Genomic DNA, 11,990 nt, shown 5'->3' with positions numbered 1-11,990 from the left:
ACCTAATTATTTAAATCATGAAAAATACATATATAACTTCCGGGTTTTTAAGAAAATTAGTCATCATTCCCTCGGTTTTTGTTGCCGTCTCAATGATGAATTCATGCAGCGAAGATTTTCTGGATCAGCCTGCTTACAATTCATTAGATACAGAATCGGTATTTAATAATATAGATACGGCAGAGATGTTTGTTCTGGGCTGCTACAGAGGCCTGGTTCCGACGGAAATGTACTATCAGCTGGGCGCAGGGGATACCGTTATTCACTCTTCAGAAGACGGATCAACGAACAATTCGAAATACAATATCTGTAATTATCAGTATGATGCTTACACTCCCAATACGGTAACCGGGATCTATTCAGCCATGTATGCGGTGATCGAAAGAACCAATATTGCAGTCAGCGGACTGAGCAAAATGGAAGCAAGCACTAAACGTGATATTTTATTAGCTGAAGTAAAAGCGATTCGTGCTTTCTGTTATTATAATTTAATTCGTGTTTACGGAGATGTGCCGGCGGTATTCAAGCCATTGGACGAAATGGATCCGAATGATCCTGCTACACTTTATCCTAAACGTGCGTCAAGAGACGAGATCTACGACCGGATCATTGCTGATCTTCAGGAATCAGCAGCCACCTTACCTAATTTCTCGCAAAGCGGATATGCTACTACAGAACGTTTAGCCAAACAGTCCGCCAATGCATTGCTGGCAAGGATTGCCCTGTACGCAGCAGGATATTCTCTTCGCTGGGACCTCAATACCGGCAGCGGTGCGATGATGTCCCGCCGCAATGACAATGCAAGAGTTCAGCAATTATATCAGATTGCAGATAATGCCTGTGGTGCTATCATTAACGGGGGAACCAACTCGCTGGTTCAGGCGCAGGGCGGCAAAAGCGGCTTTGAGGCCCTGTGGTACAATTTCTGTCAGAGAAAATTTCCGGTGACCAATTCAGAGATCATGTGGCAGATTGCGGAGTATGGAGCCAATACCAACTCTGCCTTCGGCGTATATGCGCATGAGGGTTCCCGTGGAGGAACGTACGGATCAAGAAAAGCACTTCAGTTTGTACTTCCTACCTACTACTTATCTTTCAATCAGGGAGATACGCGTAGAGATGTTTCATGTACTTCTTACAGCGTCTATTTCCTGAACACAGGCAACGCAAGTGATACCTGGGTAAATGCCGGAACCACTTTTTCGTGTATTATGGCCGGAAAATTCAGGATGGGATGGTGTGTTGCCCCTCAGGCAGCCGATGCCCGTAATCTGAATATTCCTATCTTGAGATATGCAGATGTTTTATTAATGTATGCGGAAACTCAGAACTATTTGAACGGAGGACCAACCGCGGCAGGAACCGCAGCACTTATGCAGGTAAGAAACCGTGCAGGAATCGGATCTCTGGCAGTTCCGTCTGGACAGCAGGCCTTTGAAGCGGCCCTTGTTCAGGAGCGTAAATGGGAATTTGCGGGAGAATTTAATCTCCGTACAGATTTGATCAGAATGAATCGTCTGGCCAGTGAAATCAACGCCACGAAGCAGGCCATGAAAAACTTATCAAACAAAACCGGGCCATATGCCAACACCCCTGTTTACCGTCTTTATAAACTCGAAAAGAATGCACAGATTTATGGAGATCCGTATTTGGCATTAAAATATATCGACATTACAAATCCTACGGAAATTGCAACGATCCTAAGTGTTCCTGTTAATGGAAATGCCGCCGCTTTACAGACCTATCAGACCGCTTTGGCAAATATTGTGACCGCGCACGGACAGACGGTATCTGCGGGTGACAAATGGTATCCTACGAATATGTTCCAGGCCTATACCAGTACCTTCAACGGCAATGCAAGAAAAGCAGCAGGGTTTTTAGCAGGGTTTAATCAGTTGCAGATAGGAAATATTATTTACACCAAGCCCACAGGTTCCGCAGAAAACGGAGGAACATATCCGAACTGGATAGAAGGTGGAGGAGATGGCCTTTTCTATGGGTTTGTACCCAATAAAACAGAATTGCTGCCTTTCGCCGCTGCTTCCGCAGGACACCCATTGGTTGATAATCCGAATCTGACTCAGCTTCCGGGGTACTAATTGATGTAAGAAATAAGATTCATTAATCCTGCTTCGTCATCCAACAGATCTGAAAAATTAGGATCGGGAACCGACGGAATGTTGTTCTGACCAGGATCGACGAAAGGAACCATCTATAATGAAGTTAAATATTGAGAAACTTAAGCCTGATGTATAGATATCATTAAATGAAGCAATTTTAATATCTATTTAATGAATACTTTACCTATTCTTAAAGATCATTTTTGAAAAATCACCAAATCATAAAATATTAACCATGAATAATTCCAATCAGATTGATATAAATATAAATTACCATAAAAAAATCAAACGTTAATTTATCTTTAAATTCAGTATTTAGCAGTATAGTACGGGATGCTGTAAAAAATATAACAGTCTAATTTTGGGATACAATTTAGAAATATAAGACCAACAATGGAAAAAGTAAAAACATTCAAATACGTAGACTACCTATGGGATGAAAACAAAGCATCGGCTTTAGGAAACGATCAGGTTGCTTTATTTTTATACCGCTCAAATATTCTCGGGGCAGACTTAAGAATCACCAATTACGGAGGAGGAAATACCAGTTGTAAAACCATCGAAAAAGACCCTTTAACCAACGAAGAAGTGGAGGTAATGTGGGTGAAAGGTTCAGGAGGTGATATCGGAACACTGACAAGAAAAGGCATCGCAGGATTATATACAGAAAGACTACGGAATTTAAAAAATGTTTACCAGGGATTAGAAGATGAAGACAGAATGGTAGGTTTGTTCAATCACTGTATTTTTGATCTGGAAAGCAAAGCACCTTCTATCGATACGCCTCTTCACGGGCTTCTTCCATTCAAACATATCGATCACCTTCACCCGGATGCTTTGATAGCTGTAGCTGCTGCTAAAGACAGTGAAAAAATTACCAAAGAAATCTGGGGAGATACGATGGGCTGGGTGCCATGGCAACGTCCGGGTTTCGATTTAGGACTACAGTTAGAAAAATGTCTGAACGATAATCCGGGAATCCGCGGAATCGTTCTGGGAAGTCACGGGTTATTCACCTGGGGAGATACTTCGTACGAATGTTACATCAACAGCCTTGAAGTTATCGAAATGGCTTCTGAATATATTGCCAGTAAAATAGAAGAAAACGGACAGGTGTTCGGAGGACAGAAAGTTGAAGCCCTGCATACTGTTGACCGCAAAATCAAAGCAGCACAGATCATGCCTCTACTGCGTGGTCTGGCATCTTCAGAAAGCAGAATGGTAGGGCATTTCACAGATAGTGATACCGTGCTGGAATATATTAACAGTAATGACCTGGAACGTCTGGCGCCTATGGGAACGTCTTGCCCGGACCACTTTTTACGGACAAAAATCCAGCCGCTGATTTTAAGTCTTTCCCCTAACGAAGACCTGTCAGACTCGGCATCTATTCTTGAAAAACTGACGCCCCTGTTTGAAAAATACAGAGAAGAATACAAAGAATATTACGAAACATGCAAACATCCGAACAGTCCCGCAATGCGTGATCCGAATCCGGTGATCATCATTTACCCGGGAGTAGGGATGTTCAGTTTCTCAAAAGATAAACAGACCACGCGTGTGGCCAGCGAGTTTTACGTTAATGCCATTAATGTAATGCGCGGCGCAGAAGCTATTTCTGAGTATACCTCTCTTCCGAGACAGGAAGCATTTGATATTGAATACTGGCTGCTTGAAGAAGCAAAACTCCAGAGAATGCCTAAAGAAAAGCCTCTTTCAAGAAAAATTGCGGTAGTTACAGGCGCCGGCGGTGGAATCGGACAGGCCATTGCTGATAAAATGGTTCAGGAAGGGGCTGTTGTAGTTTTTACAGACCTTAATCAGGAAGCACTGGCGTCTGTGACGGCAAAATACAGCAAAGATCAGGCAGTAGGGGTTTCTTGTGATGTGACCAGTGAGCAGGCAATCGCAAATGCCTTTAAAGAAACCGTTTTAGCTTTCGGAGGGGTAGATATTATCGTTCATTCTGCAGGACTGGCCATTTCAAAATCTCTGGAAGATACAACAACCAAAGACTGGGACCTGCTGGAAGACGTTTTGGTAAAGGGACAGTTCCTGATGGTAAAAAACGGTGTTGAAATCATTAAAAAACAAGGTTTAGGAGGAGATATCGTGAACATTGCCAGCAAAAACGGCCTGGTGGCAGGACCCAATAACGTAGCCTATGGAACTGCAAAAGCAGCCCAGCAACATATGACAAGATTACTGGCGGCAGAGCTGGCGGCGGATAAGATCCGTGTGAATGTCGTAAATCCTGACGGAGTAATCGTAGGAAGTAAAATATGGGAAGGTTCATGGGCAGAAGGCCGCGCTAAAGCAAACGGAATTTCTGTAGAAGAACTGCCTGCATTCTATGCAAAAAGAAATTTACTGAACGAAATTATTCTTCCTGAAGACATTGCCAACGGAGTTTTTGCATGTGTCGCTATTTTAGATAAAAGTACAGGAAATATCATCAATGTAGACGGAGGGATGGCCAATGCATTTCCAAGATAAAATCTCAATGCTGAAAAAGAATTATGATTAAATTGGAGGCTTGATATCAATATTAAGCCTTCCATTAATAAAATAAACAGTCCGGAAAGGAAGCCACGGAGTCATAACCTATCATAGTTCATGATAAAGAACAATATTCCGGATAAAACCAATAAATCAGATCAAAAATCAAATCATGATTATAGGAAAAGATATTATAGAACAGTACAATAAAAATGAAGTTGAAAATTTTAATACCGATTTTGATTTTCTACAAAATAAATTAACAAAAACCGGAGCCAACGTTACCGAGATCGTGAATAAAATTGCTGATTTTCAGGTAGCTATTCCGAGTTGGGCATTAGGAGCCGGCGGAACCCGTTTCGGAAGATTTTCTTACGGTGGTGAACCTGCTTCTTTGGAACAGAAACTGGATGATATAGGGCTTATTCATCAACTTACCAATACGGCAGGAGCCGTTTCGTTACATATTCCCTGGGATATTCCCGGTGATGTGAGCGCCATTAAGGAAAAAGCAGCCTCCCATGGACTTCTTTTTGATGCCATGAATTCCAATACGTTTCAGGACCAGCAGGGAGCAGAGCAATCTTATAAATTCGGTTCGCTGAACGCGGTGAATGAAGATTCCAGGGTCTATGCCGTAGAACACAATAAAGAAGTGATCAGAATCGGAAAAGAATTAGGTTCGAAAAGCTTAACGGTTTGGCTGGCAGACGGTGCAAGTTTTCCGGGACAGCTTAATTTCCAGACGGCTTTGTCAAAAACCGAACAGAGTTTAAAGGAAATCTATGCAGGAATGCCTGAAGACTGGAAATTATTCATCGAATATAAACCTTACGAGCCTAATTTTTATTCTACTACTATTCAGGATTGGGGCACCTCATTTATGCTGGCCAATGCCTGCGGGGAAAGAGCGTACACTTTGGTAGATTTAGGACATCATTTACCGAATGCCAATATAGAACAGATCGTTGCTACTTTAATGTATAAAGGAAAATTGGGTGGATTTCACTTCAATGACAGCAAATACGGAGATGATGATTTGACGGTAGGTTCCATGAAGCCATATGCTCTGTTCTTGATATTTAACGAACTGGTGTACGGAATTGAAAACAATCCCCAGAATCCTTATCCTGCCTGGATGATCGATGCAAGTCATAACATCAAGGATCCCCTGGAAGATTTGATCCAGTCGCTGGAAGCCATCTTACTTGCTTATGCTCAGGCACTTTTGGTTGACCAGAAAGCATTGAAGGAGGCACAATTAAATAATGATGTGGTTCGTGCCCAGGAAATTTTGCAAAATGCGTACAGAACAGATGTTCGTCCATTATTAAAAGCAGCACGATTACAGACAGGTGCAGCCCTGGATCCAATCGCAGCTTACAGAAGCCTTAAGGTAAGAGAAAATTTAATTTCTGAAAGAGGTTTAAAGGTGAAAGCAACCGGATTATAATCTTTATAAAATGATAATTTCAACTTTCAGGTGCAATTGAAAGTTTAATTATAAGTATCCTTATATTTTTAATCATTAAGGTTGAAGGTGTTTAGATCATTAGGGTTTTAGGCAGCGATGTCTCGGAAATTAGTGGATTTTTTTCTTTGTAAATTTTAATATCTGAACACTCCTTAATGGTGTGAAAAAAATAAGGTAAACTGAATGCAAAATATAATTTTATGGTTTGTGTTATTAGGTAAGTGAAGACCTTTCCGAACATACAAACATACAGAGAAAACAATCTTTGCGGACTCTGCGTTATGATAAAAAATAAGCAGATACAGACTGTTTCGTCGCTTGTGAACTACGTTCGCAGAACTTCAGTCTGTTGGCAATGACAAAAAATAAATTCATCTCAAGAATGTCTAAAAAAAAGGTAACCATTGTATTTGATATTGGAAAAACCAATAAAAAATTCTTTTTGTTTAATAAGAATTATAAAGAAGTCGTTCGTGAATATACCGAATTACCGCTCACAACAGATGAAGATGGTTATCCCACAGAAGATCTTGTTGCATTGCAAAACTGGATAAAAGATAATTTTAATGCCATTCTTGAAAACGAGAATTTTGAGGTAAAAGCAATTAATTTTTCCACGTATGGTGCAAGCTTCGTCCATCTTGATCAGAAAGGAAACGTTCTGACACCGTTGTACAACTATACCAAACCGATGGATCAGGAAATCCTGGATCTTTTTTATGAAAAACACGGCAGCAAAATGAAAATTGCCCGCGAAACAGCGTCTCCCCAGGCAGGAATGTTAAATTCAGGACTACAGCTGTTCTGGCTGAAATACAAACATCCGGAAACGTTTAAAAAAATCCGTTACAGTCTTCATCTTCCTCAGTACTTATCCTATCTGTTTACCGGGATCTGTGTATCGGAGTTTACCTCCATAGGCTGCCACACCAATTTATGGAATTATGATAAAAATGATTATCACGACTGGGTGTATGAAGAAGGTATTGACAGTCTGTTGGCTCCGATAGTTCCTACTTCGGCAAGTATGAATACTTCTTACAAAAACAAAAAAATTAAAATAGGAGTCGGTATTCACGACAGCTCCTCTGCGTTGTTACCCTATATTTTAAGCAAGAAAAATCCTTTCTTACTTTTGTCAACAGGAACCTGGAGTATATCCCTGAATCCTTTTAATGATGAAAGCCTGAATGATGAAGATATCGAAAACAATTGTCTCAATTATATGCGAATCGATGGGAAGCGGGTAAAAGCGTCCCGTTTTTTCATGGGAAATGAATATAAAATCCAGGTTGAAAAGCTGTGCGCCCATTATGGAAAAGAATATGGTTTCCACAGAGAAGTGCAGTTTGATCAGGAACTGTATCTCCGCCTGATGAAGCATAAAGCCGTTTATTTCCGTTTTGAAGGGATTATTCTGAAAAGAAAAATGATCAGCGAAACAGATTTAAATTCTTTTGCTACATTTGAGGAAGCATATCATCAGTTAATGATAGAATTAATGGATTTACAGATTCATACTATTAAAAACGCGATCGGGAATTCGGAAATAAAAACCATTTATATCGATGGCGGATTTACAGATAACGACGTATTTATGAAGCTGATGTCTCATCATTTTCAGGATTACAGCGTGATGTCTACGCACTCTCCGCTGGGTTCTGCATTGGGCGCAGCCATGGTAATTTCCAATAAAGAGATAGACGAAACTTTTCTGCAGCAGCATTATCAGATGAATTTGCTTCAACCTTTAATTTTTAATTATTAAAATCATGTCATTTCCATTTGATACCCGTTACGCTTCGCTTGAACTTCTCATTGAAAAAGCTAAAAAAAGAATGCCCCGTTTCGCCTTTGAATATCTGGATGGAGGCTGTAATGAAAACATCAACAGGGATCGTAATACAAGCGAACTGAGGGAAGTTCTGCTTCGTCCGCGTTACCTGAATAATTACGCTGAGTCGAGTATGGAAACCGAATTATTCGGGGTGAAATATTCTGCTCCCTTCGGCATTTCTCCTGTCGGCTTACAGGGGCTGATGTGGCCCAATGCTCCTGAGATCTTAGCAAAGGCAGCTTTTAAACATAATATTCCTTTTATATTAAGCACGGTAACGACGAGCAGTATAGAGAGAATTGCGGAATTAACAGAAGGAAAAGCATGGTACCAGTTATACCATCCAAGAGAAGAATGGCTGAGAGATGATATTTTAGACCGCTGTGAAGCTTCGGGATATGATGTTCTGGTTGTTTTGGCAGATGTTCCTACTTTCGGATACAGGGCTAAAGAAATAAGAAACGGATTGGCCATGCCTCCTCAACTGAATTTCCGGAATGTTTCCCAGGCTCTGGCGAAACCGGAATGGTGCCTTGAAATACTGAAGCACGGAGTTCCTGCCTTTAAAACTATGGAAAAGTATATGGATAAGAATATGAACGTGAAACAATTGGGACAGTTCATGAACTCTACCTTTTCCGGGAGATTAAATCCGGACAGAATAAAAGCAATCCGCGATCAATGGAAAGGGAAGTTGGTCATCAAAGGAGTAGCTTCTGATGAAGATGCCGAAGAAGCGGTACGTTTAGGATTTGACGGGATGATTATTTCCAATCACGGGGGAAGGCAGCTTGATGCAGGAGAGTCTACCATTGCCGTTGTAAAAGAAATCAGCGACAAATATAAAAACCAGATCAAAATTATGATGGACAGCGGGGTAAGAACCGGTCCTGATGTAGCCCGTGCTTTGAGCTGTGGCGCTGAATTTACTTTTATGGGAAGAACGTTTATGTATGCCGTCGGTGCCTTGGGTGAAAAAGGCGGTGATCACATCATCGAAATGCTTAAAATGCAGTTCAGACAGGTGATGGAACAGGTTTGCTGTGAAAAACCGGAGGATTTGCAAAATTTCAGAGTAAAATAGTTTTCCTTGAAATGAAAGCCAGCTTGGTGAACTTTAAAATAAAAAAAATTAAAGAATAATTTTATCAATAGAAACGGGCTTCAGCCCGTTTTTTTATGTCAATTTTCGAATTGGCTTCAGCCACAACTTAAACAAAGTTTGAATAAAGATTTAATTTAAAAATTGTCAGATTATAAAGTAAAAAAGTGATAAAGTCGCATATAAAGTCCGTTTCATCAGAATCAATATATTGATTTTTTTTTGCTCATTAAATGATTATGCCTCAAAATAAGACTTTGCGTCAAAAATATATTTTTAAACGCTCCATACAATAAACTCAAGTCATGTATAAGACTCGATATCGAACAGTTGAAGAAGGCAGCTGAAATTATGATTGTGAATATCAAATTTATCACATATATCATCAATAGGAACGGGCTTCAGCCCGTTTTTTTATGGCAATTTTCGAATTGGCTTTAGCCAAAACATAAACAAACTCAATAACAGAAATTAACATCAGAACATACAATTTGAAGGATCAACGCCAATGAAAATTCGCATATAAAGTCAGTTTCAGTGGAACCAAATTGCTAATTCCTTCTTTGCTCCTTAAATTATCGTATTTCAAATTAAACTTTGTGTGAAAAAAAAATTACGGATTATATTTATTATGTAAGAAATTTAACGAAAAGTTTTTTATAACATACCATAGCATTAAAGAGGCAATGGCAAATAAATTTGCTTCGCAAAGCTGACATGCAGCTTCATCATCAATTTGTTGATTCCTCTTTGCTCCTTAAATGATTATGCCTCAAAATAAAACTTTGCGTCAAAAATATTTTTAAACTTTCCATACAATAAACTCTAGTCATATATAGGAATGGATATTGAGCATTTGGAAAAGGGCAGCTGAAATTATGATTTGTGATTATTAGATACATCATATATATCATCAATAGGAACGGGCTTCAGCCCGTTTTTTATTGCAAATTTACAATTGGCTTTAGCCGAAAATTAGGCAATCCTACACGCAGAGATTAAAGCTAGCCCGCGATTCCTATCGATGATAAAAGGTGGATTAATTATTTTTTCTTCTCAGATTTTACGGCCTGTCTTGCCAATAACTTCCAGTTGTTCTTCACTTTTGCCCATACCAGTAAAATATCCAATGTGACATCACCTGGAGCTTTTCCTGCATCAGCAGTGGCAGCATAAAAGTGGTGGCGGACCACCGCTGTATTGCCGACAATATCAATTGTTTGGTTTGTAATGTCAATGGTTACGAAATCTGATTTTTTACTGACCAGTTTTTCGACAAACTCTGTTGCATTGTCGATATGGCCTCCGGAGTGTCCATAAGTTAGTTCCGGTAAGATCAGAGCCTCTAACTCTGTTTTTTCACCATTGACCATGGCTAACCGTAGCTTTTCTGCGACGGCGGAAACGGCGTCTTTATCATTCATTTTCTGTGCGGAAATAGCACTTACCATAAAAAAGCCCAGGGCAAATATTGATTTTTTAATCATATTGAATATATAAAATTTTAATCAAAGTAGTGTAATCGATTACACTGTTCAAAAACTAACTGAAAAAGGGTAGTCTCCTAAATGTCACTTAAAAAGTATTTGAAAATTGTATAAAGCAGTTTTTTAATTAAATGAATAAGTCATACTTTGCTGCGAAATACATTCTGACTAAGTTTAAACCTGTATCGGATCAGTCTATAAAGAATCCCTTTGGATAAATTTGAAAACATTGTTCACCGATTCTTTTTTATTTTTCAGGATCATGTAGGCCGCAGATTCTCCCATGGCTTTAAAATCTGTGGTGATCACGGTAATTCCAAGCAATTCTTTCAGGGGAGTCTCATTATAGGAAATAATTCCGATGTCCTTGCCCAGCTCCAGATTTTTCTGCCGGATCTGTTTCACCAGGTTCACCAGATCACGTTCACGGATGGTGATGAAAATGTCTCTGTCCTGCAGCTCCATATCGGGATAAATCTCATCCAGGATCTCAAAATCAAGTTTAAAGTCTGTACAGAATTTTTCGAAACCGCGGACAATACGGAAAGGGTAGGGATGAATGGACTTATCGGGATAAACCAGAATGATCTTTTCGTATTTCTTAATTTTATCCAGTCCTTCCAGTAAAGCATTGTAAATATCATTTTCAAAATCCTGGAAAATAGAACCATAATCTCCGGAAATATCAGGTTTTGTATTGTCCAGCATCAGCAGTTTGTTTTTCGGAATCTTTTCAATCATTTCAATCACTTCCTGTGTTGAACTCGTGTGTTTTGACTGTTCGTCCCGGAAATGCGGCATAATCACATAATAATCAAATCCGCCAAGGTTCTTTTTAAGAGAATTGATAAAAAGTGTTTCATCACAATGATAGATATACATCTCCACATTACCTTTGGAACCGATTGCATTAACAAAATAATTATAGATCATCATTTTGTAAGTACTAGGCTTATTGATTAAAAAGAAGATATTGATGATGTCATTTTTATTGACCCTTGAAATATAGTAGCCTTTCCCTTTTACAGACTCGATAATTTGTCTTTTCCGTAGCTCTTTGTAAGCTTTTTCAACGGTATCTCTCGACAGAAAACATGATTCGCTCAACTCATTGATGGATGGGATTTTTTCTCCGATCTGGATTTCTCCGCCATCAATTCCATTAAGGATAGAATCTACAATCTGCTTATATTTGGGAACTCTGGAATGTTCATTGATGTTTATTTCAAACGTTTCTGCCATAACTTTTCGGTACAGGGATATTGTTTCTTGTTGGTCAAAGTCAGCTCATGAAAACTGATCATTGACACAAGACAAGGTACAAAAATTTACAATAACTGATAATTATCAGTGTTTTTTATCAAAATAAACATAATTCAATGATTTTCAGTTATTTATTTTTAACCTTAGATTAATGTGTAATATTTCAAAATTACCAATTTATTAACCGAAAATTAAAAATATGCTGTTT

At 39.2% G+C, this 11,990-nt stretch carries 7 protein-coding genes; 5 read left to right on the top strand and 2 right to left on the bottom strand.

What is annotated here, in order from left to right:
• The first annotated feature begins 17 nt into the window (after positions 1 to 17).
• The 5 genes from ODZ84_RS04090 to ODZ84_RS04070 all read left to right on the top strand — a co-directional run bounded on the left by ODZ84_RS04090 (position 18) and on the right by ODZ84_RS04070 (position 9,014).
• Positions 18 to 2,099 carry a RagB/SusD family nutrient uptake outer membrane protein gene (locus ODZ84_RS04090; protein ID WP_266175734.1) on the top strand — a complete coding sequence of 694 codons (2,082 nt, stop codon included), beginning with the start codon at positions 18 to 20 and terminating at the stop codon, positions 2,097 to 2,099.
• A 414-nt stretch (positions 2,100 to 2,513) separates the two neighbouring features.
• Positions 2,514 to 4,616 carry a bifunctional aldolase/short-chain dehydrogenase gene (locus ODZ84_RS04085; protein WP_266175733.1) on the top strand — a complete coding sequence of 701 codons (2,103 nt, stop codon included), beginning with the start codon at positions 2,514 to 2,516 and terminating at the stop codon, positions 4,614 to 4,616.
• 175 nt (positions 4,617 to 4,791) lie between these two features.
• On the top strand, positions 4,792 to 6,072 hold the full coding sequence (locus tag ODZ84_RS04080) for a sugar isomerase (protein WP_266175732.1): 1,281 nt from the start codon (positions 4,792 to 4,794) through the stop codon (positions 6,070 to 6,072).
• A 403-nt stretch (positions 6,073 to 6,475) separates the two neighbouring features.
• Positions 6,476 to 7,861 (top strand): FGGY-family carbohydrate kinase, encoded by a 1,386-nt coding sequence (locus ODZ84_RS04075; protein WP_266175731.1) that lies wholly within the window; start codon positions 6,476 to 6,478, stop codon positions 7,859 to 7,861.
• Positions 7,862 to 7,865: 4 nt separating this feature from the next.
• Complete coding sequence (locus ODZ84_RS04070) at positions 7,866 to 9,014, top strand: alpha-hydroxy acid oxidase (protein ID WP_266175730.1); 1,149 nt, start codon at positions 7,866 to 7,868, stop codon at positions 9,012 to 9,014.
• 1,061 nt (positions 9,015 to 10,075) lie between these two features.
• Here ODZ84_RS04070 and ODZ84_RS04065 read toward each other — a convergent pair.
• Both ODZ84_RS04065 and ODZ84_RS04060 read right to left on the bottom strand, forming a co-directional pair.
• Positions 10,076 to 10,519: a nuclear transport factor 2 family protein gene (locus ODZ84_RS04065; RefSeq protein ID WP_266175729.1), complete on the bottom strand. Its 444-nt coding sequence runs from the start codon at positions 10,517 to 10,519 to the stop codon at positions 10,076 to 10,078.
• A 195-nt stretch (positions 10,520 to 10,714) separates the two neighbouring features.
• Positions 10,715 to 11,761 carry a GntR family transcriptional regulator gene (locus tag ODZ84_RS04060; protein WP_266175728.1) on the bottom strand — a complete coding sequence of 349 codons (1,047 nt, stop codon included), beginning with the start codon at positions 11,759 to 11,761 and terminating at the stop codon, positions 10,715 to 10,717.
• Between the last annotated feature and the right edge of the window lie 229 nt (positions 11,762 to 11,990).

This window comes from Chryseobacterium fluminis (assembly GCF_026314945.1).
Classification (GTDB): domain Bacteria; phylum Bacteroidota; class Bacteroidia; order Flavobacteriales; family Weeksellaceae; genus Chryseobacterium; species Chryseobacterium fluminis.
Note: the sequence above shows the minus strand (reverse complement) of the source record. Positions and strands in the feature narration are given on the sequence as shown.

What these genes read in the sequence shown, in the direction of transcription:
- ODZ84_RS04090 (WP_266175734.1), top strand. Translation starts at nt 18, where the DNA reads ATGAAAAATACATATATAACTTCCGGGTTTTTAAGAAAATTAGTCATC.
- ODZ84_RS04085 (WP_266175733.1), top strand. Translation starts at nt 2,514, where the DNA reads ATGGAAAAAGTAAAAACATTCAAATACGTAGACTACCTATGGGATGAA.
- ODZ84_RS04080 (WP_266175732.1), top strand. Translation starts at nt 4,792, where the DNA reads ATGATTATAGGAAAAGATATTATAGAACAGTACAATAAAAATGAAGTT.
- ODZ84_RS04075 (WP_266175731.1), top strand. Translation starts at nt 6,476, where the DNA reads ATGTCTAAAAAAAAGGTAACCATTGTATTTGATATTGGAAAAACCAAT.
- ODZ84_RS04070 (WP_266175730.1), top strand. Translation starts at nt 7,866, where the DNA reads ATGTCATTTCCATTTGATACCCGTTACGCTTCGCTTGAACTTCTCATT.
- ODZ84_RS04065 (WP_266175729.1), bottom strand. Translation starts at nt 10,519, where the DNA reads ATGATTAAAAAATCAATATTTGCCCTGGGCTTTTTTATGGTAAGTGCT.
- ODZ84_RS04060 (WP_266175728.1), bottom strand. Translation starts at nt 11,761, where the DNA reads ATGGCAGAAACGTTTGAAATAAACATCAATGAACATTCCAGAGTTCCC.